The sequence below is a fragment of the Geobacillus sp. C56-T3 genome, from assembly GCF_000092445.1.
GTDB classification, from domain to species: domain Bacteria; phylum Bacillota; class Bacilli; order Bacillales; family Anoxybacillaceae; genus Geobacillus; species Geobacillus thermoleovorans.
On sequence record NC_014206.1, the window covers coordinates 2278521 to 2302101 of the forward strand.

The window sequence follows — 23581 nt, forward strand, 5'->3', positions numbered from 1 at the left end:
CTTTACGTTCCTTGTGTGTCAAGGATTCATTCGACATCGGAATGAAAAAATCCTCCCGATTTTCGTCGGGAGGGTGCGAAATGTGAGATTTAAACGGTAGATGGCCCAGTTTTCCCGCAATTTTTTCGGCGCCAATACGAGAACGCGATGGTTGCGCAATTCGTAATATTTGATCACCGCCAACGCTTCGAACGTTTTTCCGAGCCCAACACTGTCGGCGATGATGCAGCCCCCGTACGTTTCAATTTTATTGATAGCCCCAAGGACCCCATCGCGCTGAAAGTCATAAAGTTTGTTCCAAATCACCGTATGTTGGAATCCGGTTCTCGTCTGCAACGTTTCGTAGTCTGTTCCTGCTTTTAAAAAATCTTTGAACAAGTGATAAAGTGTGACAAAGTAAATCAACTCTGGCGGATGTTCTTGATACATGATTTCCAAGCGCCGCAACATTTCCTCTTTCACATCTTGCAGCGCCTGTTCATCTTGCCAAATCGCCTCAAATTGGCGAAGCAGCTGGGCGCTGGAATCTCGATCATCCATCATATGAGCAAAATAAAAATGGGGGGAGCTACTGTAGCCGAGCCCCGGACTGGAAAACGGCGCCCCGCCGATCAAGCCGATTTGTGATCCGTCCTCATTTCGCACATGATATATGCTGCCTTGAATGCGCTGATTGACGACCGATTTCACTCTCGCTTTCTGTTTCAGCCATTTGGCCAGTTCCCTTGCTATATGTGCCTGGTTGAGTTCGATTTTGTATTTCCGCTCTTCTTCCACTCCATACAGCGCCGCTTCGTTTTTCTTCACCCATTCATTGAGTGGGCGGTCGCTGCTCACAAAGGCAGGCTCTGTGAAAATAAAGCGAAATTCATCGATTTGCGCCAGCTCTTTTTTCAACTCTGCAAACGCATATAACGTAAAATGCGCCGCCGCAATCGATAGTTTGCTGCCTTTTGTGATATGCGCTTTCAACGCATCGCCGACTAGGCCGTTTTGTCTGTTGTCAATCATCCCTTTTGTCTTCATGCACGAATGGCTCCTTGTTTCTTTTCTTTATGGTTTTATTTTACGAAAACAACTGGTAGGATGTTGTTGAAATTTGTCGAAACTATAGATTGATTATCATAGACACAGCTTAAGAACGAGGGCTCTGTTTCGATCTAGGAACGAGTTGATCGAACTCGACGTCAAGGCGCAAGACATCCAGCCTCTCCATCAACGATGGGCGCAAAAAATCCTCCCGATTTTCGTCGGGAGGGTGCAAAAAGTGAGTGATTAAGCTTTTCCGGCTCTTCACCACAAGTTGTACTTGATCATTTACGGCAAGATAGGTGCGCATTGGGAAAATAGAGGATACAAAAAATGCGAATTTTCCCGTATGGTAAAGGAGACAGAACCAAATCATCGGAGGAAAATTCGCATGTACTCTCAGTTTATCAAAGAACTCATCGATTTACCTATTATGCGCTAAACTTGAACATTTAGGTTATGATCCTGTCTGCTTGTACCATCAATGATGAAAGGAGTATTCAATGCCTGCGAAATTTTAAAAAGCGTCTCTACCCTAGGACTTGTAAGTCCCGCTTCAATTCTCCCAATCGTGGATTTTGGAACTCCAATACGGTCTGCAAGTTCCTGTTGAGACATATTCAGCTGCTTCCGTCTTGTTTTGATCTGTGCAGCTATAGTTCCTTCCAATTGAATTTTTTGAACATGCTGCTCGCCTCGAATTGCTGCATATTTCTTAAAAAAATCACTCATTGTTTTTCCCTCCCAGTCCATTAATAAAGGCAAGGGTCGAAAGCGCAATAACTTTCATATGCTGATTCAGCCGGCACAATATCCTCTCGTCTTATCGCTCCGTTATACTGCTTGTCAAAATAATGAAGTAATATGACTTTTGAAAAATTGTGAATCGCAAATATAGTTCTGTGATTTCCAGTTCTTCCACCTCTTATACCCCATCTGTAAAAATGATCATAACGAGTATTCATGCTAAGATGTTTCAATGACGGAGGGGTTATATCATCCGGAAAGCTGTTGTCCTCCCGATCAGAAGGATATGGATTATGTTGAATAATCATAAGTTGCCTTGCATATACATCAGCAACATGACACCATATACCCGGACGACCTTTTTGTCTAAGTTCTTGCTCGGCTTTACTCAATAGATGATCTTCAAATTCCTTTACATTCCCTGTGTATATTACCTCAAACAATATTCTCTACCCTTTACCAAATTTATTATTATACACAATGATAGCATTTATGCTACTTACATGCAATCATTTATAACTGTAGATGAGCCTTTTTCGTTACAGTAATTTCTTATTGTTAGAAAGACAAACAGGACACCTCTTATGCGATACGGAGCTGTTTTTTTAATCACACCAATGGGAATGTCTTGGCGTCATCAATGAACTCGACGACGCTGTGGTCTTTCCGCGACCGAAGAAGCTCCAGCCCGGCGGAGAGGTTTTGTCGGGATTAGGCGCTGCCGTACACGCAGGCCAAGAGCACCACGACCCAATACCGTTTCACCGCCCGAATGTGGCGAACGCGGTATCCATCTTCAGCTTGTCTTTCGCCGGTCAAGACATCGACGATATGAACGAGGTGCTTGATGACCGGTTTGGAAAGCGGCGGCGGCAACCCCAGCGTGAAGAAACCTTGTCAATTCCTAGGTGATGTGCTCAATGATTCATGAGACATGAACCCCCTTATGTGAATGGGTTTCGAGCACATCTATTTTACCCAAGGAGTCTGGTTCATGTCTCCTTTTTGTTTGGTTGTCATTTTATGTTGGTGAATTTGCTCATCTACAGTTGCTAAAACATTCCGGAAAACTATGTCAAAATTTATTGAAACAGACATGGATCATCATGCACACCACTTGTTCATGGAGGTGCGACCTTGTTTTTCGGTCATACCTGCATGGTCATCCATCATTCACTCCCCCATCATCCCCACCACTTCGCGAAACACGGCCGATGGCTGCTTGCGGAGCAGTTCGGCGGGGATCGTTTTGTGCTTCGTGCCGTTCGTGATCATGAGCAGGCCGTCTCCTAGGCGGATGGACACGTTTTTGACGCGGTACGCGGTGATTTTGGACGCTTGATCCAAGTAGCGGGCGTCAAGGTCGAAGCGGATGCGGTCGGACAGCCGCCGAAGGATGCGCCAAAGGGCGATTTCGTCCTTCGATTTCATGAACAGCTCGGGCAGTTCTTTCGCTTGTTTGAGCGTGTTGAGCGTCGTCATCGCATAAACGGCGATGCCGTAGCCGACGGGACGGATGACGTTTTGGAGAAAGTTCCAGCTTTCGACTTCGAAGCGAACGTATTCGTCATCGCTTCGTTTCGGCAGCTCGGTGATGGCCGATCGTTTGACGATGTTCACAGCGGCGATTTTGCCGAAGCACGTGACCCCGTTTTGCGGGGCGGCTCCCCGCTTCGGGTAAAGGGCGATGTAGCGCGCGTCTTGCCAGCCTTTTTTCAGCTGCTTCACCGGGATATGGTAGAAGCGGTGTTTTCGGTAGACTTCGTAATGCCGCGCGCTTGGAACCATGCCGACAAGCACATGCTCATCGAAAGCCGACCGCCATTCCTCGATGATCCCTTGCGGCAAAATGCCTTCGTTTTTCAGTTCTTCGGGATTCTTTTCAATCAGCCGCTCGATGAACTGCTCGACCAGGCGGGTGGCGTTCGGCAAAAACGGCAGGCCGCCGATGTTGACGTCGTTGATGCTTTTGTACAGCGGGTGCTCTTGGTAGCTGTCCTCGTCATGCCACGGGAACAGCACGTAGGCGCCAAAGGCGGTGCGCTCGTATGGGCCGCCGCGGCGGGCGACAAGCGAATCGCGGTAGCGGTGCATCGTGTTGATGTCGTCTTCCATCGGGCCCGGCATTCCGTACCGTTTTTCGTATGAGCTGCCCGAAACGGCGAAGTCAAGGCGATACTTGGCGTCGAAAATGTAGTTGAACGTATAGTCTTTTCCCTTCTTTTCAATCGCCAGAACCGTGTCGGGCATTTGAGGGACGGTTGGCAGCCTTCCTTCGTACGGCTGATAGGTCAGCGTGATTCGCTCTCCGGTGTATGGGTGTTCGTACACCCGCTTGGCGGAGCGGTTTTTTTCGAGATTGACGAACAGCCCTAAGCGGTTCACTTGGATGACATTTTGGCTGATGAGTTTGTATTTTTTCCCGAGGAGCTGCCCGAGCTTCAAAAACGTCCAATACTCGTACAACGTGGCGACGTCTTTTACGGGCATTCGGTACAGCTTCCCTTGCAAGGCGAGGCCGCGGGTGATGATGAGAAACAGCTGATAGGCGTTGCGGTACCCGGGCGCCATTTGCAGGACGAGGCTCGTGACAGAGCGGTCAAGCTGCCCGATCGGCCGCCAAAAAGAGTGACGAAGCCGAGTTTCGAGCGCGCGGATCATCGATTGGATGCGCTCCAGCAAATCCGGATCCGGTTCCGTTTCGTATCGCTTTTGTTTCCCTTGCACGTGTTCGAACAAATCGCGCAGCTTCTCGACAAGGCGCGTCATCATCCATTTGACGAACCGGTTTTCGAGCGTGTCGTACGTCAGTTCTTTTTTCGCTTTGAGCCCCGATTGCGGCATGACGGTTCGACTTCCGATGTCGATGCCGCGCTTGACGTCACGGAACACGTGCGGCCGCTTGCGCAAATCGTTTCTTCCTGCCGCATCCAAACGGCCGAGCTGGTCGCCGCGCCCCCTCACATGGACGGTCGACAGTTGATGGTGCGGCTGCCGCTCAATATGCCGAATGGCATGCAAAAAGTCGCCGATATGCGCGTCCATGAGCCGGAAAAATTCACTTCTTGACGGAGCGCCGTCCCGCTTCGCTCTCGCCCGCTGGTACGTGCGCTTAATGAAGTGAAACGCCAAGTTGTAGATTTCTTCGCTTACTTCGTCAAGAAGGATTTGGTAGTCTTGTTTATATGTCAGCTTCGTCGGAAAAATTTCGATCGTCACGTCCAAAATGGAACGGCTGCCGTCGCGGATTTCCAACGTCGACAGCCCGACTTCATTTGGGAAATGGAGATTGCCCATCAACACCGCTTGGCCGCCGATGTCCACAAGGCTGATGGCGTTTCTCAGCGCCGGTGATTCGTGGTAAAACGAGAGAACCCGGTCGGTTTTCGGAACGACGAGCAGCTGATAGACGCCGTTTTCAAAGAAAATCGGGCGGTGGCCGCCCAACCAGTCGACAAGCTCGCCCGCGTCAACGTCGAACAGTTTGACGCTTCGCACCTCTTCGCCGCTGACGAAAAACTCCATCGTCTCGTGGAAATCGAGGCGGCGGTACTGCTGAAGCCCTTCGTATTGTTCGTGGTACGGCTTTCCTTTGATCACGAGCGTGAGCTGTTTCGTTTCGATATGGACAAGCTCGCGGTCGTCACGCCCCGAGCCAGAACGAAGTGAAGCCATCGTCCTCTAACCTCCGCAGCATCTGCCAAATTTTCTCCGCACTTTTTGGATAACGGGCATACGAAACATCAAGCACGCCGCCGTATTCACCGTCCGGTTCAAAGCCGGCGCACAGGACAAACAGCTGCTTGAGCGCTGTTTCGAGCCGCATGTCGCTTCCCGAAAGGCGCGGCAAAATTTTTTGCATCAGGCAATAGTCGAACGCCTTGTCAAATTCCATCAGCTTTCCTTCTTCGTTATACGCAAGGTAGAAACAAATTTCATCGCGGACGCGGTAACCGATATGCGCGCCAAGCGGCGCGAGGATGCGGTTGATCTCCACGAGCTGTTTCGTCACCGTTTCAACAAGCTCTGGGCAGCGTGCGTACACATCTTTCAAATGCAAATACCGCGCCGCGAACAGCTCCTGTCCGACTGACAGGGGCGCGACGGTCGGCAAGTCGCGCAAAAAATCGAGATGGTCGAGCTGGACGCGGTTGAATTCAATCGTGTTCGCCCGGTCGAGCACTTTTTTGCTGAAGGGGTGGGTCGTCTCGTCCATGTTGACCGTGCCGATGATGTAGACGTTCGGCGGGAGAAAAAGATCACACCCTGCTGTTTCTCTCGGCAGCAACCGTGACGAGGTGATGCGCCCGTCTTCCCAGCGGCGGCTTTCCATGACGCTTAAGACATCGCTGAAGTAATGTTCCACACGGGCAAGGTTCATCTCATCCAACACGACGAAATACGGCTTGTCCGGGTGCTTCTCCGCTTCGATCATGACGTTGGTGAGCGGCCCGGGCTTGAAATCGCCTTTAATGTCGACATAGCCAAGCAAATCCGAACCGTCGTGCCAATCCGGGCGGACGGGAATTAAGGTGAAGCGGCCGTTGTCTTCCGTCGCGCCGACGCTCTCGGCGAGCCATTGAACAATTTTCGTTTTCCCCGTTCCGGAAATGCCGGACAGGATGACAAACGGTTTTGTTTTTAACGATAGAAAGAGGTTGGTCACTTCCTCTTTCGTATAGTAAAACCCTTTGGCGGATATGTATGAATGAATATGCTCAACCGCCTCCCGATAGGAAAGGGCCTGCTCGGGCGGTGCCATCGGTTCTGTTCGCTCCACATATTGTTGGTAATAACCGATCATCGTTTCGAGGTCGCGCGCAAGTTGTTCATCGGATGGCAGATCGTCAAACGAATAGGCGATATACGCCGCCACCGACCGTTCGTAATCTTTCGCCCGTTTGCTTTCGCCAAGACGGATGTCATCATTCGTCCGCACGCGTTCTCCGGCGGGAATGAGTTGGCGGATGTCCCGCTTCACCCGCTCCATTTCGTCTCTCGGCGTCTCCGTCACCCCTTGGGCGAGCGTCAAATAGAGCCGGCGCATATCTTCACTTAATAAGTAGACGATATAATACCCTCGCTGCGTCGAATCCGTCACCTCTTGATCCATCACCGCCACCCACGGCACGTCGGTCCACACCCCTTGACCGACAGAACCTTTCACCACATACCGGTCAGGCGGTAAGAAAGGCAATGTTTTCAACGCCTCTGGAATCGCTCGTGTCACCAGCTGAAACGACCGTCGCTCTTTTGACAGTTTTTCGCGTTTTTCTTGTTCGTAAATGGCCATCACTTGGCGGAAAAGATCGTGCAATGACATGGGAATAGCTCCTTCGTATAGAAATGTTATTCTTCGTTTCTATTTTTCTTCTATTCTACTAAAAAAGCGGCTCTCTCAACTAGTGAGAGAGCCGCTTTTTTCGTCACGAGCAGGCGTTCTTTATGTATATACATGCAACATGAAGAGTGGACTTCTCATCACGCCCCATCCCCCAAGCGCTGCAGCACCTTCTCCGGATGTTCATGGATATAAGCTGTAAATCGATCAAAGGCTCGCATGATATCATTTCGTTCTTTATGAAACACATTCGCCATGACAGGATCTTTCCGCCATTTCCACAAACGCTCGATCGGGTTGAGCTGCGGCGAATATGGCGGGAGATAAAGAAAAAACCCCCGCATCGCAAGGGTTTTCACTAGCGGCCCCGAGAGGATTCGAACCTCCGACGCACGGTTTAGGAAACCGACGCTCTATCCACTGAGCTACGGGGCCATGATAAGAATGTACACCTAAGCGCTGGGATGGCTAAGGGAGAGACTCCATCCCTTCGAGACGTCGAGAATTCCGCTTGTTTGATCCGTTCCCGGTTTTTTTGAGGAAAAACATCAAAACGAGACCGCTCCTTGCCTTTGGCGCTGCGCAACCAATCAAACGCGCGGTCAGTTTGAGAATATGTTCATTGTTTGGTTGCCAGTGAACCGGGGGCAAGCTCTAGTCATGTTTGTTGATGCATACCGTTTATGGCATGTCGGACGGATATATTATAACTGATTTTTTGCTGTTTTAAAAGGTTAAATGAACAAGGCAAAGTTTTGCAAGTGCATAGAATGGCAAAGGATGCTTATGCTACACTAAGGGTAAGGGAATTGGCAAGGGAAGCGGCCCATACACCGTTTTTCGTCGAATCGTCTAGAAAGGCCGGTGAGGAATGAAAAAGGCGGCTCATCCCCATTATTTTTTTCAATTAGGGAAGCCTTGTCAGATCTGTCCCCCTTTCTGATTAACTGCCACCGGTTCAAGCAAAAAACAAATTTTTCACCAGCTTTCTAGAGGCGGCATCGGGCTGCAAAGTGTTGATCTGTCAATATGACTCTCAAGGGAGGAATGGAACGATGAGACTCCCCGCCCTGTTTCTTGCACACGGTTCGCCGATGCTGGCGATCGAAGACAATGCGTACACGGCGTTTTTGGGCAAACTCGGGGAAGGAATTCGCCCGCAGGCGGTCGTCATCTTTACAGCGCATTGGATGACGCGCCAACCGACGGTTTCGGCGGTTGAGGGGACGTATGACATGATTTATGATTTTTCCGGCTTTCCGCGCGAGCTGTATGAAGTGGTTTATCCGGCGCGCGGGTCGGTCGAGTGGGCGGAGCGCGTGCGCGAGCGTCTCGCTGGTGTGGCGGAAGTGGCCGTTGATTCCACGCGCGGGCTGGATCACGGTTCTTGGGTGTTGTTGCACCGTCTATTTCCCAACGCTGACATCCCAGTCGTGCAAGCGTCGGTCTTGCCGTGGTGGACGCCGAATCAATTGTTCCAGCTTGGTGAGGCGCTACGTCCATTGCGTGACGAAGGGTTGATGGTCATCGGCAGCGGCGGGACGGTGCACAATTTGATGGCGCTCCGTTGGGAAGGTCACGCTGAAGCGGACGCGTGGGCCATGGCGTTTGATGATTGGCTCCTCAGCCGATCAGCCGCCCACAGTGAAGAGGTGTTCGATTATGAGAACAAAGCGCCCTACGCCAAGCAAGCCGTGCCCACACCCGAGCACCTCGCGCCGTATTGGATCGCTTACGGCGCAGGCGATCGCGAAGAAGCGCCGCGCGTGTTGTTCCGTAAGTACCAGTATGGGAGCTTAAGCCTGATGGCGGTGGCGTTTTAAAATCGAGTAGGAGGGGGCGGCTAACCCCCGTCCCCTCACACCACCTAGCATGCGGGTCCGCACTAGGCGGTTCGTCAACCTTGACGGAGTTCGAAATATCGTTGCGTCAAACTCTTGAGCCCTTGAGCGGTCCAGTAGGTCTTGCCCAGGGCCTGATGGAGTTGCGGCGTTTTCGTTGTTCGCCAAGCTCCTTTTCGGGTATTGGCGATCTCCATCACCGCTGTTTCCTTCAACCCCAGCGCTCTTAACTCACGGATTCTGGTTCTGACCCGTTTCCATTGAAGCCATTGACAGAGTCGAAGCCTCCTCCGAATCCATCCTTCGATGGTCTGAAGGACAGACGGGGTTTCGACGAGCCGAAAATACCCGATCCATCCCATGACGTATTGATTGACGCGATGAATTCGTTCTGGCATCGATATGCTCCAGTTTGGGTTGGTCAGCTGTCGAATACGCTGTTTCAGACGTTGAATCGACCTTGGGGCGAGCCGGATTCGCGCTTTTCGTTCCGGTGTGAAGCTAAACCCCAGAAAGGCCCGTTTCCACGGGCGGTCCACCGCACTTTTCTCCTCGTTTACTTTGAGTTTGAGCGTTTTCTCCAAGAACCGTTGGATGCTTTGTTTCACCCGTTGTCCTGCCCGCAGACTTTTCACATAGATGTTGCAGTCATCTGCGTAACGGCAGAATTTCAATCCTCGCTTCTCCAATTCCTTGTCTAAATCGTCGAGAAGGATGTTCGCCAGCAGGGGGCTGAGGGGGCCGCCCTTGCGGCGTCCCCTCCTCGGTCTGCACCTTCACCCCTTCGATCATAACGCCGGCTTGCAGGTAGGCACGGATCAGTTTCAGCACACGTTTATCCCTGACTTTTCGGGCCACCCGACTCATCAGGATGTCATGGTTGACCCGATCAAAGAACTTTTCCAGGTCCATGTCGACCACGTACCGATACCCTTCCTGGATGTAGCCTTGCGCTTGCCGCACGGCATCGTGGGCGTTGCGGCCAGTTTTTGTCGGAAGACGTGAGATGTTCTCAAAGAAAAGCCATCCTTAAATAGCGTTCAGACAGAACCCGTTCTCTGTTTCGATGCAAAAGACGCTAGTCTTGTTCAACACGGCTATACATCTTGCAAATGATACTGTTTGTCAATTTGGTTCTTCAACCTCGGATGCAAGTGGCAGCTGCACTCATCGGAAAACAACCGGTCAATCAATCCCTTGAATTCTTCCCGTCCGATCAACTGATGCTCATACGCGCAACATAAAATCCCCAAAGTCCCCGTATACTCGATGCCGTAACTTTCACACGCATTCATGATCCTTTTTTCATTCGATGTGCATAAAATCATATCTTGACCGGCAATGGCAATCAGTTCTGCATCATATTCGCTCAATCCTGTCCATTCTGTCAACAGCTGATACATGAGCCCGTATCCCTCTTCCGTATGCAAAGAGACCGTTTCGTAATCGATTTGTCGCAAAGCCTTCTGGATATTGCCAGGAGTCTCATTCAGCAAAATACTCTCGGGAACACACACTCGGCCAAACACTCTCGTCAGTAAATCCATCCTGCCCAACTCATAAAAATCGTTTAACACATTGTTGTCCACCACCGCTCTCTTTTTATAAAGCCCCCGTATTTTCCGAACATCCATGCTCCTTATACCATCCCTTGATCATTTCTCTAGCGGTCCGCAAATCGCATCCAAGGATTTCGCATACTTTGTTAATCGTAATGCTCCCCTCGAAATACGCCTGTTTCACAAAATAGGTCAATTTGCGGTTTTTGGGGATATAATCGATTGGAGCAGGTTCTTGCTCTTTATACCCTTGCTCCCGCAACGTTTTTCGCAAAAAGCCGTACGTCCTTCCAGAAATGTATTGTTCATCCAATAAAGCCCTCATGAAGGCTTCAGCGCTGACAAAAAATTGGCGTTTAAGCTCCATAATCGTTTCAATGGTAACATATCTTTTAAAATAATAGGCATATTCCCGCAACTGTTCGCGAGGAATAAGAAAGTAGCTTGCAAACAACGTGGCGACTTTTTCATTGATTTCCCTTCTTGCGCTGCTGTAAGTAAGAGAGCTAAGATCACTTCGGTACTCCTCGCGATGGAAAATAAGATGGCCAAGTTCGTGAATGACGCTGAACCGTTTTCGTTCCTCAGGTATTTCGTCGTGATCATTAAGGAAAATAAAAGCTCCTTTTTCCTCGGAGTAAGCCGATAAACCATCAATTTTTTTATCAATCGTTTTCAACGCGATGACATGTATACCATGGTGCTCTAAAACCGCATAAATATCACTTGGGATCACATGATCAAGGCCAAACATTTTCCTCGTTTGTTCCGCTGCTTGTCGAATAATGGTCTTATGTTCCTCCGTTAACTCATGATCAACAAGCTTTAATTTATACGTCGGGGGCAAATAAGCGACACTAGCCTCTCCAAAAGAGGCAAGCAGCTCATAATAATCATCCATGATCCGATTCACTTGATTTTGATCAATCAGACGGAAGTTTTCTTTAGGGTTATCCGCGCGAAACATGAAAGAAGACATTGGTTCACGCTGATCGTCTGAAGAAACGATCAAATCCTTCATCGGGATATTCAAGCGTCGCGACAGAAGAAATAATTTTGCACTGTCAGGAATTTGTTCCCCTTTTAAATATTTGGCAATCGTTTGTCTCGTCACGCCCATCACTTCGGCTAAATCTTGATTCTTCAACCCCAACTCGTTTTTGACCCGATTTAGATTTTTCGCGATCGTTTGTTTAATCTCCATCATCGCACCCCCTTTATGTTAATTATTCTTAACCAAAATAGATCCATAATTCGATATTAACGTTAATTTTTATTAACCTTTCTTTTAACATATCATATCGGGTTGGCATCAATCAACTTCACCATTTTGGGAATAAGCATTGTACACCATTTGTAAACGTTTTTAGATAAGCTTAACCTTATCGGCGGATCTTTGTTAAGCAACAAGCCTGCCCTTCGCTTCCATGCGCGGAGGCAGGCTGTTTTTTAAACTAAAGTACGTGCGCTTACTTCCCGCAGCACTTTTTATACTTTTTCCCGCTGCCGCACGGACATGGGTCGTTGCGGCCGATTTTTCGCTCTCTTCGGCGGTATGGGATGTTGGTCGGCCGCGGAGGTGTTTGCAGCACGGCTTGAAAATGGCGATACCGTTGCTCGGCAATGGCTTTCCACGTTTCCAACTTCGGGTGATCGATCTCTAGAATCGTATAATAGGCGTACGCGTTCTGTTCGACATCAATCATCCAAGAACGCCCTCGTTTTTCCGCTCTTTTTACATACTGCTCTACTTCTGGGAGCGCCTCTTTATCCAGCTGATGGCAAAGTGCCTCAAAGCAAAATGCTTGGAGGTCATCATCGCGCTGCTTGGAAAAGACTTCTCGCAATACACGCACGGCCTGTTTAGATTTGATGTTGGCGAGCACATGAATAGCGGACAGCGCCGTGTCTTCCTGAAACGCATATGGGCGCACGGCTTCGACGACTTCATCGTTTTGGAACGCCGACAACGCATAAACGACTTGATCGAGGAGCACATCGCCATCCTGTTGTTCCAACAACCGGGCTAGTCTTGGAATATACTCGGTAGCGCCGACGAGCGAGAGCGCATACACCGCCAAAATGCCGTCATACGAAAACCAAGGCTGTTGCTCGTTTTTCATCCATGTCAGACCGATATCTTCCTTCGTCATCCATCCGCGTTCAACGAGAATGCGCACGGCTTGTTTGGCTACTAAAAACCAATCGTGATTGTGAAACTCTTCCTCGTGCAAATGCGAAAGCACTGAAAAATAGTGTTCCCATACGTCATCTTCCGTTCCTTCTAAAGCAAGGCGGACGGCTCGCTGCCAAGACCGCGGGAAGTGAGGGAGCAGCTGTTCTCCGTATTTTTCGAGCTGGGCGGCTGGAAACGGGAAAAACCAACGGATGTACTTCGTTGCGTCTTTAATGGTCAACAACTGCTCAAGCGCTCGGTCGGTCAACGGCTGTTTGGAGATGCCGTACAAAATCATCCTCCGTGTTTCTTCGTTGTCCGCCGTTACAGCCTCATCCACCAAACGCTCCACAAGCGCGGCTGGAATATCCGGATACTCTTCGATTGCGTCAAACGCAAACTGGCGGAGGACAGGATGGTCGCTAAACAAATGCGGCTCGATTGTTTGAATAAAGGACATGATCACACCTTCTTTTTTTCTGAAATTTCACCCCGTCGCTGACAGAATATCGACATTCAACCTCCTTGCGACGGGTTTGCGGGTTCTTCCTTCATACATGGAACACAAGCAGCGGCCGATGCGATGGAAATGGGCAGCCAATGGAGCTCTTGGTCATTTCAAACATCACAGCATCTCCTCCTCTATCATCATAGACAAAATCCGCTTGATTTGAAACCGTTTTTCCTTCTCGCAAACTCGCTTGTTTGATATACTAGAAGTGGAAGGAGGTGAAGGTGATGGAAGAAAAAACGATATTGGCGCAAATTTTGCAAGTGCTTGATTTGTACGCGGCGGATATGCGCAAGCAGTTCGAAGCGCTCCATGAGAAATTCGACTCGCTCCAACGCCAAGTCCAAGCGTTGAATGAAAAAACGGATGAAATGGACAAGCGCATCGAGGAGATGGATGGACGGTTTGAGCGGCAGATCGCCCAGTTGGAGCGCACCGTGAACGAACGGTTCGAACGGCTCGAAGCGAAACTCGGCCACATCCGCGTCGAACTAGTTGAAACACAAGAAACGGTCGACTTCCACTCCGTCAAAATCGCCCAGCATGATCGAAAAATCCGCCATTTGCTTCACGCTCGATAAATCCTCCACCGCCATCATGCCCCCGCCCTTCCATCAAGGCGGGGGCGTTCGCATCAAGAAAGCTCTCGGGCAAGGTCGGCCGCCAAGGCGGCGTTGTTTTTCACTAAGGCGATGTTTGCTTGCAAGCTTTTGCCTCCGGTTAACGTTTTCACACGGTCAAGCAAAAACGGGGTGACCGATTTTCCGGTGATGTGCTGCTTTTCTGCTTCCTTGAGCGCTTGTTCGATGATGACGGTGATATACGACTCCTCAAGCTCATCTTCTTTTGGGACAGGATTGGCGATCACAACACCGCCGTTTAACCCAAGCTTCCATTTCGTTTCGAGGAACTGGGCGATCTCTTCCACGCTGTCGAGGCGATAGTCGACGCGAAACGGGCTCGTCCGCGAATAGAACGCCGGCAGGACGTCCGTCTGATAGCCGATGACCGGAACGCCGTGCGTCTCGAGGTATTCAAGCGTCAAGCCTAAATCCAAAATTGATTTCGCCCCGGCGCAGACGACCGCGACGTTTGTGCGCGCCAGTTCCTGCAAGTCAGCCGAGATGTCCATCGTCTGTTCGGCGCCGCGGTGCACGCCGCCGATGCCGCCGGTCGCAAATACGCGGATGCCCGCCATCTCAGCGCAAATCATCGTCCCCGCCACGGTCGTCGCCCCGTGTTTCTTCATGGCGACGACATACGGCAAGTCGCGGCGGCTCACTTTTTCTACATCGCGGCTTGTCCCGAGCTGTTCAAGTTCGTCTTCGGTCAACCCGATTTTGATTTTTCCGTTTAAAATGGCGATCGTCGCCGGCACGGCGCCGCGGTCGCGGATGATCTGTTCAACCGCTTTCGCCGTTTGCACGTTTTCCGGATACGGCATGCCATGCGAGATGATCGTTGATTCTAAGGCGACAATCGGCTTTTTTTCGGCCTTCGCTTGAGCGACTTCTTCGGAAAAGACGAGAAAATCATTCATCACTTCGTTCCCCCTTCGCGAAAATACCGCGCATAGGCGGCTTGCAACAGGTGTTCATTCAAAGCGGGATGCACCGTTTCGGCCGTTTGCAGCGTAAGCGCCGCGCTGCTCATCCCAAAGCGGCAGGCGTCTTCCACCGTATGTCCGCCTAAGACGCCGTACAAAAATCCAGCCGCAAAGGCGTCGCCCGCTCCGGTGGCGCCGGTGACCTCAACCTTCGGCGCCGCAATCGCTTCTGTTTCCCCTTGCTTGGTGGCGTACGCGACGCCGTTTGCGCCGCGCGTGACGACAACGTTCTGGGCGCCGGCTTGAAGGATCGGTTTCATTATGTCGTCCGTATGTCCGTCGCGTCCCACAAATTCCTTAGCCTCCGCTTCATTCGTGACAAACCACGTCACACCAGACAAATCGCTGGGCAATCGCTTCACTTTTGGAACCGACACCGTCACAACACAAAGCGGGAGGCGCTCCTTACGGCACTGCTCGATGGTCCACTGAATGGCGTTGCTTGAAAAATTCGTATCAAGCACGACGGCTGAAATCGGGCCGAGTTCGGGCCATCGCTGCTTCATCCACTCGTTTCCCACTGTATCTTGAACGCTCTCCCACCTACGCTTGAGCTTTGAGGTGGGAGATTCTTGGGAACACCCGCCCCATGGCAGGCTGTCCACCAAGCCATCCCCGTGCGTCCCACGGTTGGGCTGCCTTACTTACAAAGACAGCAAACGAAGCCCTTCATTCAGGATATTCCGGGCGGCGTTATGGTCCCGGTCATGTTCGGCTCCGCAGGTGGGGCACACCCACTCGCGGATGCCGAGCGACTTCACCTCAACCTGCCGGTGCCCGCAGCACGAGCACAATTGACTCGAGGGAAACGTGCTCGCAACACGAACCACCGTCCGCCCGTACCATGTCGCTTTATACTCAAGCATGTTGAGAAAACGCCCCCACGCGGAATCAGAAATGGATTTGGCCAGCTTGCGGTTCTTTTGCATGTTCCTAACACGCAAGTCCTCCACGCACACCACTTGGTTTTCGCGGATGAGGCGGGTGGACAGTTTGTGCAGGAAATCGTTCCGGCAGTTGGCGATTTTTTCATGAAGCTTGGCCACTTTCAAACGGGCTTTCTCCCAGTTCGAACCGCCCGGCTTGCGGCGGGACATCACCCGCTGCCAGTAGGCGAGCTTTTCTTCATACCGGCGCCAATACCGGGGGTGTTCGATCGTTTCGCCTGTGGAAAGCACCACGATATGTTTCAATCCCAAATCGACGCCCACTTTCTTGTCGGTTTGGGGCAATGGGGGAATGTCCGTTTCCACGAGGATGGAGACGAAATACTTCCCTGTTCGATTGCGACGAATGGTGGCCGAGAGGATGCGGCCTTGAACCTCACGGCTTTTGGCGAACTTCACCCATCCGAGCTTGGGAAGCTTCAAGCGATGGCCGTCCACTTCGATCGTGGGTCGTCCGTTCTTGGGGTAGTTGCACTGAGCGGTGTACGATTGGTTCGGATGTTTTTTGCTCTTGAAGCGGGGAGCGTTCGACGTTCCATCAAAGAACCGGTCAAACGCCTCGGCCAGTTGCTGCAGCGCGTTTTGCAAGGCGGTCGAATCAGGTGTCTTCAACCATGGAAGGGTTTGCTTTAAGGCGGTCAGCTGCTTGGAGCACTCGTTATAGCCGAGTCCTCTTCCGGTGGTTTCATACGCCTGATTCCACTCGGCCAAAAAGTGGTTGTACACAAATCGGCAGCACCCAATCGTCTCATTGATGAGCTTCGCTTGTTTTTGGGTAGGATACAGCCGAAAGCGGTAGGCTTTATGCATGATCTTCCCTCCTACATCCAGGAACGTGTGTTCTATCCCTATCCATTTTACACCTTCTGTTTTGTTAAGGCAAGAGGAAGAGCGATGACAAATACCGATTCATCCCCCACTTACGCTCACACGTGGAAGTGGGGGTCTTCTCGGTTCAGGATGATAAATGGCCATATCCGCCAAGGCGAGAACCATCTCGCCGCGTTCATCGAGCACCGCTGTATACGTCCCGGTGTTCGCTTTTGGCGTTCGCACGATGAAGCTCGTATTGACATATCGGCTCGTCACGTCAACGAGCCACTGTCCATCGCGATCATCGCCAACAGTGCTGACGAGCGAAACAGGTTGAGCAAGCCGTCCTAAGTTTTCGGCGATGTTTCTCGCCACCCCACCCGCGGTTTGCGTCGTGGTGACGGGATGGGACGTGCCGAGCCGAAACGGAGTGAGCAACCGCGCCTTTCGGTCGACGTTCGCCCCGCCAATGCAGACGATCGAGGGCGCTTGCCGCATGCCTTTTCCCTCCTCTTCCAATGATCGCAGCCGCGCGACCGCTTCTTTCCAAACGGAGAAAACGATTTCAAAAAAGCGGACAGCTGCACGCTTCGAGGCCTCACCACCCATTGTACCACATAACGCATGGCAAGAACGGCATAAAGAAGGCACCCCGCCAAAACGACGGGATGCCGACTTTCGGACACTTAGTTTTTGTACGCGCAATACGGACGTAGTTTGACGCCGATCAGGCTGCCGAGGAAAGCAAAGACAAACCACGCCCAGCCGTGGGCGCTGAATGACGCAATGCCGCCGAAATACGCGCCGATATTGCAGCCGAACGCCAGCCGGGCGCCGTATCCCATCATCAGGCCGCCGATCAGCGCACCGATCGTCATGCGCGTCGGACGCTTCCACTGAATCGGTTTTGTATAGCGGCCCGCAAGCGCTGCCGCCAATAAGGCGCCAACCATCAAGCTGATGTCCATCACGGTCGTTGTATCGTAGTAGAGTGGATTCGCGAGCGCCTGCCGTTTCGCTTCATCTTGCCAGTACGCCCAAGCGGTCGGATCGACGCCAAACAGCTGCACGAACTTCGTCCCCCAAAGGGCGAAGGCGGACGTAATGCCCCACGGCTTACCGCTAATCATCAGCACAAGCGCGTTCGTTACAGCCAAGAGCAACGCCCCGACCAGAAGCGACCATGGCCCTTTGTAAATCGCTTTCCAGCCATGACGGTTCTCAAGCGATGTAGCAACGAGTTGGCCATAGCGCCGTTTTTCCGCCACGGTCACCACATAGTAGACCGCTGCCAACAAAACCAACTGAAGCAAAAACCCTCCCAAGGCGCCGAACTCGCCAATGAACGAGAACGGCTTCAATTGCGGCATCTTCGCCCACACGTCAAAGTGGGTCGTCGCAATGACTGAGCCAGCGATGAACCCGATGAGCGTCACGATGCCGTTCGCATCGCCTCCGCCGATATGGTACAACGTCCCGGACGCGCAGCCGTCGCCAAGCTGCATGCCGATGCCAAACAGGAAGGCGCCGACGATGACTGATACCCCCACGCCAAATACATACCCTGACACCGGGTGCCCGAGCGCCGAACCTTTCACGAGCAACGGCAAAAACAACGCGCTGGCCACAGCCATCATGATCATCTGTGCCCGAATGCCTTCCCCTTGGCGGTATAGAATAAACTTTCGCCATGCGGATGTAAAGCCAAAATGCGCCTGGTACAATACAAATCCACCAAACGCCCCCAGCACGTACAAAAGCGCCTGTTGCCAAGAGACGCGGCTGTATAAGAACAACGTTCCACCGATCAATATGAGGCAGGAAACAGCAATAATCCACATAGTCGGATGTTTCGGAACGCCTGCCGCCTGCTTCGCGCCGACGTCGCGTTGCTGTGCAGTCATTTCCACGGTGCATTCCCCCTTTTGTTTTCGTCAATGAACGTATTCTATAATACTATAAAACCAATTGATTTTCTACGATTTCAATTAAAAAGTTTCCATGTTACGATTAGTCGGGTATAATAGCAGACGAACCATTTCCGAAGGAAGGAGATTGACATGTGGAACGAGTTTAAAAAATTCGCCCTTCGCGGCAATGTCATCGATTTGGCCGTCGGGGTCATTATCGGCGGGGCGTTTGGCAAAATCGTTTCTTCGCTCGTCAATGACATCATCATGCCGCTCGTCGGCTTGCTTTTAGGAGGCATCAATTTCAGCGGCCTGTCGTGGAAAGTCGGCAAAGCGGAAGTGAAATATGGGGCGTTTATCCAAACAGTCGTCGATTTTTTGATCATTGCTTTCTCCATCTTCCTGTTTGTCAAACTGATCAATACGTTGTATGAACGGATGAAGAAGCAGGAAGAGGTGAAGGAAACCGCGCCAACACTGACAAAAGAGGAAGAATTATTGATGGAGATTCGGGACCTGTTAAAGCAACAGCGGGAAACGATGTAAAAGCCTGTCCGCGGGAGTGGACAGGCTTTTCCTTGGCGTCTCTTGCAGCGAAACTTCGCGATAGGGTTGTTGCGGAAACGTGATTACATGCATACCATTCTATGAATCTCGACAACCAGAACGGCGTCCCTTTGGTTAGAACCGCTGTCCCTCCCCTGTCAAAGCAGCCAGTACGCAAGCGGCGCGGTGAGGATGAGCGTTAATACGGTGCGTTCAAACCAAATGACAAGAAGCCGCGGCAAGCTGAGCGGGATTTCCGTAGATAAAATGCATGGAATGACAGCAGAAAAGAATAGGATCGCCGATACAGATACGACCGCAATGATGAATTTCGTGACAAGCGGAGCTTCCGTGACAAGCAAAGCGGGCAAAAACATTTCTGCGATTTCGATGGCCGAAGCTTTCGCGGCCAACAGCGGTTCAGGGATTTGCAACAGAAGGGTGAATGGGTAGAACAGGTAGCCCAACCAGTCAAACAACGGCGTATATTCAGCGAGCAGCAGCCCGATCAGTCCGACTGACATAATGGAAGGCAAAATGCCCATCGTCATGATGAAGCCATCGCGCAAATTTTCCCATATGTTCGTCCCGATTCCTTTTGACTGCTCAACCGCTTTCATTGCTTCGGTCCAAGCCTGTTTCATATAGCTGTCGGTCACTTTTTGTTCGGGATCTCCTTTGCCATCGTAATACTCGTCGCTCATGCGGCTCAGTGGCCAAAGCCGGGCGGTAAGCGCTGTGACGGCAAACGTGACAAGGAACGTCACCCAAAAATACGTGTTCCAGATCGACATCAACCCTAATGTTTTGGCGACAACAACCATAAACGTCACCGACACGGTGGAAAAGCCGGTGGCGATGATCGCCGCTTCTTTCACGGTGTATTTGCCTTCTTTGAACACTTTATTGGTGATCAATAGACCGATCGAGTAGCTGCCGACAAAGGAAGCGACGGCGTCGATCGCCGAGCGGCCCGGCGTTTTCCAAATCGGACGCATGATCGGCTGCATCCATACACCGACAAATTCCAAAAACCCATAGCCAACGAGCATGGCGAGAAAGACAGAGCCGATCGGCACAAGAAGTCCGACGGAAATGACGAGCTTGTCGTACAAAAACGGCCCCATATTCGGTTGGAACAGCCATGACGGACCGACGCGAAACACCAACATGACCGCCACGATCAATCCAAGTACTTTGAGAATGGAAAAAACAGCGGTGACAATGTCTTTGTTCCACGTCTTATTATAGAATGGATAAACCGCTCCAAGGGCAATAACCATAAGTGCATAATACGGAACGAGTCCTGGAAACTGCGCGCGAATCCATGTCACAATATGATCGAGTAAAATCGATGATGTGCCGCCGATGGATACTGGGACGAAAAACACGAAAATCCCGATAGCGCTGTAAACGAAAAACTTCCATGCGCCGCTTGCCGGTGTTGGCGTCGGCACGGATGGCGCCATATTTGTATCCGTTTTCATTTTCCTCCACCCCCATTGTTTTTCTACAAGCTGAAGAAGCGCGGCCGGAAGCATAGCCGCTCCCGGTCGCCAAACGCTTCGACGAAAGACCATTCCTCCCTTCAGATGCACACCTTGCCTTCTTTCACCACCACCTCCCCGCCTTTGATCACCGTCTCGACATGGTTGATTCCGTAATGGTACATGATCTGCACGTAATTCGGAACGTTGAAAATGACCAAATCCGCCTTCTTCCCCGGCTCGAGGCTGCCGACAAGATGCGCGCGGCCGATGGCGTGGGCGGCATTGATCGTGGCGGCGGCCATCGCTTCAGCGGGAGTCATGCCCATATGCAGGCAGGCTAGGCTCATGACAAGCGGCAGCGAGACGGTCGGCGACGAACCGGGGTTGCAGTCAGTCGCCAAAGCGACGGGAACGCCGGCGTCGATCAAACGGCGGGCATCGGCGGCTTTTGTCATTAAGAAAAATGCCGTGCCCGGCAAGAGAACGCCGATGACGCCGCGATCGGCCATGCGGCGGATTCCTTCGTCTGACGCGCGAAGCAGGTGGTCCGCGGATATCGCACCGACTTCGGCTGCCAGTTCCGCCCCGCCGTACGGCTCGATTTCATCGGCGTGGATTTTCGGCGTCAAGCCGTGCGCTTTTCCAGCTTCCAACATGCGGCGCGCCTGGTCGGGGGTAAAGACGCCGCGCTCGCAAAAGACGTCGTTGAACTCGGCGAGCCCCCGCCGGCTCACTTCGGGAATCATCTCGTCGATGACAAGGCGGACGTATTCATCCGGATCGTGCTTCCACTCCGGCGGAACGGCATGAGCGCCAAGAAACGTGGAGACGATATCGACCGGGTGGGTGTCATCGAGGGACTTGGCGACTTCAAGCTGCTTGATTTCGTGCTCAAGGCTTAAACCATAGCCGCTTTTTGCTTCGACGGTCGTGACCCCATGAAGCAAAAACTGATCGAGCCGCCGCTTGCTTTCTTCATACAACATCTCTTCCGACGCCTCGCGCGTCGCTTTTGTCGTGGCATGAATGCCGCCGCCGGCGTTCATGATTTCCATGTACGTCGCCCCGCCGAGCCGCATCGTCCATTCGTGTTCGCGGCTGCCGGCGTAAACGAGATGGGTGTGCGGGTCGATGAGCCCAGGCGTCACCGTTTTGTCCTTGGCGTCGATGACGTCAGCTTCGGCGAGCCGATCGGCAAATTGGCGGGCTAGTTCATCATCCGCCCCAACCGCCACGATCGTGCCGTTTTCGATCCAGACGCTGCCGTTTTCGATGATGCCTAGATCGCTCATCTTCTCCTTGACGAGCGGAGCCGCGGAGCTTCCCGCCAGCGTGACGAGCTGGCGGGCGCGGCGGACAAAAAGCGGGCGCATATGGATCCCCCTTTCTACTTGAGCATCGGCATATCAATGCCTTTTTCTTTCGCCGTCCGGATGGCGAGCTCATAACCGGCATCGGCGTGGCGGACCACACCAAGCCCCGGGTCGGTCGTCAACACCCGTTCCAACCGTTTTTCCGCCTCTTTCGTGCCGTCGGCGACAATGACCATGCCGGCGTGAATCGAGTAGCCCATGCCGACGCCGCCACCGTGGTGAACCGACACCCAGCTCGCGCCCCCAACCGCATTCAACAGCGCGTTTAAAATCGGCCAGTCGGCGATGGCGTCGCTTCCGTCTTTCATTCCTTCCGTCTCCCGGTTCGGCGAAGCGACGGAGCCCGAATCCAAATGATCGCGGCCGATGACGATCGGCGCTTTCAGCTCTCCTTTGGCCACCATGTCGTTGATGATTTTGCCAAATTTCGCCCGCTCGCCGTAGCCGAGCCAACAAATGCGCGCCGGCAGCCCTTGGAACTTAATACGTTTTTGCGCCATGCGAATCCAATGGCAAAGACGCTCATTGTCGCTGAATTCACGCAAAATGACTTCATCGGTTTTATAAATGTCTTCCGGGTCGCCGGATAATGCCACCCAGCGGAACGGCCCTTTTCCTTCGCAAAAGAGCGGACGGATGTAGGCCGGCACAAAACCTGGGAAGGAAAAGGCGTCGTCCACCCCTTCGTCTTTTGCCACTTGGCGGATGTTGTTGCCGTAATCAAACGTCACCGCCCCTTGCTTTTGCATCGCCAGCATCGCTCGAACATGCGCGGCGATCGACTGTTTCGCACGGGCGATGTACTGCTTCGGATCGCGCGCCCTGAGTTCGGCGGCCTCATCAAGCGTAAGGCCAGCCGGGATGTAGCCGTTTAACGGATCGTGGGCGGACGTTTGATCGGTCAAGACATCCGGAACAAAGCCCGTTTCGACGAGACGCGGCAACACTTCAGCCGCATTGCCGACAAGGCCGATCGACAGCGCTTTTTTCTCTTCCTTCGCTTGTTTCGCCATCTCGAGCGCCGCGTCTAGGCTGTCGGTCATCGTATCCAAGTAATTCGTGTCAATGCGGCGCTGGATGCGGGCCGGATCGACTTCGATGGCGAGGCAGACGCCGCCGTTCATCGTCACGGCGAGCGGCTGCGCCCCGCCCATGCCGCCAAGGCCGGCGGTTAGCGTGATCGTCCCGGCCAGCGTGCCGCCAAAGTGCTGGCGCGCCACTTCGGCAAACGTTTCATATGTCCCTTGGACGATTCCTTGGCTGCCGATGTAAATCCAGCTGCCGGCCGTCATTTGTCCGTACATGATCAACCCTTTTTTGTCAAGTTCGTGGAAATGGTCCCACGTCGCCCATGCGGGCACGAGGTTGGAGTTGGCGATCAGCACGCGAGGGGCGTCCGGATGCGTGCGAAACACCGCCACCGGCTTGCCAGATTGAATGAGCAACGTTTCATCGTTTTCTAAACGAAGAAGGGTGTCCACAATCGCCTCGTAACATTCCCAGTTGCGCGCCGCCTTGCCGATGCCGCCGTAGACGATCAACTCATCCGGCCGCTCGGCGACATCGGGATGCAAATTGTTGTTTAACATGCGCAACGCCGCTTCTTGAATCCATCCTTTCGCCCGCCGCTCTGTTCCCGCAAACGGGCGTACGGTCCGTTTTTCTGCCATCGTCATCCTCTCCTTTTTCCTC

Annotated in this window: 19 protein-coding genes, 1 tRNA gene and 2 pseudogenes; 3 read left to right on the forward strand and 19 right to left on the reverse strand. The window is 52.3% G+C overall.

Annotated elements, in window-relative coordinates:
* Positions 1–18: 18 nt before the first annotated feature.
* From GC56T3_RS11260 to GC56T3_RS11285, 7 genes and pseudogenes are all read right to left on the reverse strand, one after another.
* Positions 19–1026 (reverse strand): SNF2-related protein, encoded by a 1008-nt coding sequence (locus GC56T3_RS11260; protein WP_041468458.1) that lies wholly within the window; start codon positions 1024–1026, stop codon positions 19–21.
* 441 nt (positions 1027–1467) lie between these two features.
* Entirely contained in the window at positions 1468–1761 is a 294-nt protein-coding gene (locus GC56T3_RS11265) for a helix-turn-helix domain-containing protein (protein ID WP_013145635.1), read from the reverse strand.
* 624 nt (positions 1762–2385) lie between these two features.
* Positions 2386–2571, reverse strand: a pseudogene (locus GC56T3_RS19360) (IS701 family transposase); the annotation flags it as partial.
* A gap of 378 nt (positions 2572–2949) precedes the next feature.
* A complete protein-coding gene (locus GC56T3_RS11270; RefSeq protein ID WP_013145637.1) occupies positions 2950–5451 on the reverse strand; it encodes a restriction endonuclease-like protein in 2502 nt (833 codons plus the stop codon).
* On the reverse strand, positions 5420–7099 hold the full coding sequence (locus GC56T3_RS11275) for an MrcB family domain-containing protein (protein ID WP_013145638.1): 1680 nt from the start codon (positions 7097–7099) through the stop codon (positions 5420–5422). Before GC56T3_RS11275 ends, GC56T3_RS11270 begins: the two co-directional genes overlap by 32 nt.
* Positions 7100–7257: 158 nt before the next feature.
* The gene (locus GC56T3_RS11280) at positions 7258–7461 is read right to left on the reverse strand and encodes a transposase (protein WP_152333121.1); all 204 of its coding nucleotides are present in this window, start codon (positions 7459–7461) and stop codon (positions 7258–7260) included.
* 18 nt (positions 7462–7479) lie between these two features.
* Positions 7480–7552: transfer RNA gene (locus GC56T3_RS11285), tRNA-Arg, on the reverse strand.
* A 620-nt stretch (positions 7553–8172) separates the two neighbouring features.
* Here GC56T3_RS11285 and GC56T3_RS11290 point away from each other — a divergent pair.
* Positions 8173–8940: a class III extradiol ring-cleavage dioxygenase gene (locus GC56T3_RS11290; protein WP_013145639.1), complete on the forward strand. Its 768-nt coding sequence runs from the start codon at positions 8173–8175 to the stop codon at positions 8938–8940.
* Positions 8941–9014: 74 nt separating this feature from the next.
* Here GC56T3_RS11290 and GC56T3_RS11295 read toward each other — a convergent pair.
* The 4 genes and pseudogenes from GC56T3_RS11295 to GC56T3_RS11310 form a co-directional block, all read right to left on the reverse strand.
* Positions 9015–9948, reverse strand: a pseudogene (locus tag GC56T3_RS11295) (reverse transcriptase domain-containing protein); the annotation flags it as partial.
* 107 nt (positions 9949–10055) lie between these two features.
* Positions 10056–10547 (reverse strand): hypothetical protein, encoded by a 492-nt coding sequence (locus GC56T3_RS11300; RefSeq protein WP_227456644.1) that lies wholly within the window; start codon positions 10545–10547, stop codon positions 10056–10058.
* Positions 10548–10560: 13 nt separating this feature from the next.
* Complete coding sequence (locus tag GC56T3_RS11305) at positions 10561–11721, reverse strand: ImmA/IrrE family metallo-endopeptidase (protein WP_013145641.1); 1161 nt, start codon at positions 11719–11721, stop codon at positions 10561–10563.
* A 265-nt stretch (positions 11722–11986) separates the two neighbouring features.
* A complete protein-coding gene (locus GC56T3_RS11310; protein WP_013145642.1) occupies positions 11987–13153 on the reverse strand; it encodes a HEAT repeat domain-containing protein in 1167 nt (388 codons plus the stop codon).
* Between the two features lie 278 nt (positions 13154–13431).
* Here GC56T3_RS11310 and GC56T3_RS11315 point away from each other — a divergent pair, with 278 nt between their 5' ends.
* A complete protein-coding gene (locus GC56T3_RS11315; protein WP_011230871.1) occupies positions 13432–13785 on the forward strand; it encodes a hypothetical protein in 354 nt (117 codons plus the stop codon).
* 53 nt (positions 13786–13838) lie between these two features.
* On the opposite strand, the gene GC56T3_RS11320 is transcribed toward GC56T3_RS11315, so the two are convergent.
* From GC56T3_RS11320 to GC56T3_RS11340, 5 genes are all read right to left on the reverse strand, one after another.
* On the reverse strand, positions 13839–14744 hold the full coding sequence (locus GC56T3_RS11320; protein WP_013145643.1) for a pseudouridine-5'-phosphate glycosidase: 906 nt from the start codon (positions 14742–14744) through the stop codon (positions 13839–13841).
* Entirely contained in the window at positions 14744–15316 is a 573-nt protein-coding gene (locus GC56T3_RS11325; protein WP_227456645.1) for a PfkB family carbohydrate kinase, read from the reverse strand. Before GC56T3_RS11325 ends, GC56T3_RS11320 begins: the two co-directional genes overlap by 1 nt.
* Before the next feature lie 138 nt (positions 15317–15454).
* Positions 15455–16567, reverse strand: a complete 1113-nt coding sequence (gene tnpB, locus GC56T3_RS11330) for an IS200/IS605 family element RNA-guided endonuclease TnpB (RefSeq protein WP_013145644.1) — start codon at positions 16565–16567, stop codon at positions 15455–15457.
* A 99-nt stretch (positions 16568–16666) separates the two neighbouring features.
* Positions 16667–17068 (reverse strand): PfkB family carbohydrate kinase, encoded by a 402-nt coding sequence (locus tag GC56T3_RS11335; protein WP_227456646.1) that lies wholly within the window; start codon positions 17066–17068, stop codon positions 16667–16669.
* Positions 17069–17256: 188 nt separating this feature from the next.
* Positions 17257–18480 carry a YeeE/YedE family protein gene (locus GC56T3_RS11340; RefSeq protein ID WP_013145645.1) on the reverse strand — a complete coding sequence of 408 codons (1224 nt, stop codon included), beginning with the start codon at positions 18478–18480 and terminating at the stop codon, positions 17257–17259.
* A 150-nt stretch (positions 18481–18630) separates the two neighbouring features.
* Between GC56T3_RS11340 and mscL the strand changes: the two genes are divergently transcribed.
* Positions 18631–19026, forward strand: coding sequence for a large conductance mechanosensitive channel protein MscL (mscL, locus tag GC56T3_RS11345; protein ID WP_013145646.1), 396 nt, complete (start codon positions 18631–18633; stop codon positions 19024–19026).
* A 158-nt stretch (positions 19027–19184) separates the two neighbouring features.
* On the opposite strand, the gene GC56T3_RS11350 is transcribed toward mscL, so the two are convergent.
* The 3 genes from GC56T3_RS11350 to hutU all read right to left on the reverse strand — a co-directional run bounded on the left by GC56T3_RS11350 (position 19185) and on the right by hutU (position 23559).
* On the reverse strand, positions 19185–20513 hold the full coding sequence (locus GC56T3_RS11350; RefSeq protein WP_041468797.1) for a YjiH family protein: 1329 nt from the start codon (positions 20511–20513) through the stop codon (positions 19185–19187).
* Positions 20514–20614: 101 nt separating this feature from the next.
* Complete coding sequence (hutI, locus tag GC56T3_RS11355; protein ID WP_013145648.1) at positions 20615–21889, reverse strand: imidazolonepropionase; 1275 nt, start codon at positions 21887–21889, stop codon at positions 20615–20617.
* 14 nt (positions 21890–21903) lie between these two features.
* Positions 21904–23559, reverse strand: coding sequence for a urocanate hydratase (gene hutU, locus GC56T3_RS11360; RefSeq protein ID WP_013145649.1), 1656 nt, complete (start codon positions 23557–23559; stop codon positions 21904–21906).
* Between the last annotated feature and the right edge of the window lie 22 nt (positions 23560–23581).

Excerpts from the sequence above, each read along its gene's own strand:
- GC56T3_RS11260 (WP_041468458.1), bottom strand. The coding sequence starts at position 1,026 with ATGAAGACAAAAGGGATGATTGACAACAGACAAAACGGCCTAGTCGGC.
- GC56T3_RS11265 (WP_013145635.1), bottom strand. The coding sequence starts at position 1,761 with ATGAGTGATTTTTTTAAGAAATATGCAGCAATTCGAGGCGAGCAGCAT.
- GC56T3_RS11270 (WP_013145637.1), bottom strand. The coding sequence starts at position 5,451 with ATGGCTTCACTTCGTTCTGGCTCGGGGCGTGACGACCGCGAGCTTGTC.
- GC56T3_RS11275 (WP_013145638.1), bottom strand. The coding sequence starts at position 7,099 with ATGTCATTGCACGATCTTTTCCGCCAAGTGATGGCCATTTACGAACAA.
- GC56T3_RS11280 (WP_152333121.1), bottom strand. The coding sequence starts at position 7,461 with ATGCGGGGGTTTTTTCTTTATCTCCCGCCATATTCGCCGCAGCTCAAC.
- GC56T3_RS11290 (WP_013145639.1), top strand. The coding sequence starts at position 8,173 with ATGAGACTCCCCGCCCTGTTTCTTGCACACGGTTCGCCGATGCTGGCG.
- GC56T3_RS11305 (WP_013145641.1), bottom strand. The coding sequence starts at position 11,721 with ATGGAGATTAAACAAACGATCGCGAAAAATCTAAATCGGGTCAAAAAC.
- GC56T3_RS11310 (WP_013145642.1), bottom strand. The coding sequence starts at position 13,153 with ATGTCCTTTATTCAAACAATCGAGCCGCATTTGTTTAGCGACCATCCT.
- GC56T3_RS11315 (WP_011230871.1), top strand. The coding sequence starts at position 13,432 with ATGGAAGAAAAAACGATATTGGCGCAAATTTTGCAAGTGCTTGATTTG.
- GC56T3_RS11320 (WP_013145643.1), bottom strand. The coding sequence starts at position 14,744 with ATGAATGATTTTCTCGTCTTTTCCGAAGAAGTCGCTCAAGCGAAGGCC.
- GC56T3_RS11325 (WP_227456645.1), bottom strand. The coding sequence starts at position 15,316 with ATGAAGCAGCGATGGCCCGAACTCGGCCCGATTTCAGCCGTCGTGCTT.
- tnpB (WP_013145644.1), bottom strand. The coding sequence starts at position 16,567 with ATGCATAAAGCCTACCGCTTTCGGCTGTATCCTACCCAAAAACAAGCG.
- GC56T3_RS11335 (WP_227456646.1), bottom strand. The coding sequence starts at position 17,068 with ATGCGGCAAGCGCCCTCGATCGTCTGCATTGGCGGGGCGAACGTCGAC.
- mscL (WP_013145646.1), top strand. The coding sequence starts at position 18,631 with ATGTGGAACGAGTTTAAAAAATTCGCCCTTCGCGGCAATGTCATCGAT.
- GC56T3_RS11350 (WP_041468797.1), bottom strand. The coding sequence starts at position 20,513 with ATGAAAACGGATACAAATATGGCGCCATCCGTGCCGACGCCAACACCG.
- hutI (WP_013145648.1), bottom strand. The coding sequence starts at position 21,889 with ATGCGCCCGCTTTTTGTCCGCCGCGCCCGCCAGCTCGTCACGCTGGCG.
- hutU (WP_013145649.1), bottom strand. The coding sequence starts at position 23,559 with ATGGCAGAAAAACGGACCGTACGCCCGTTTGCGGGAACAGAGCGGCGG.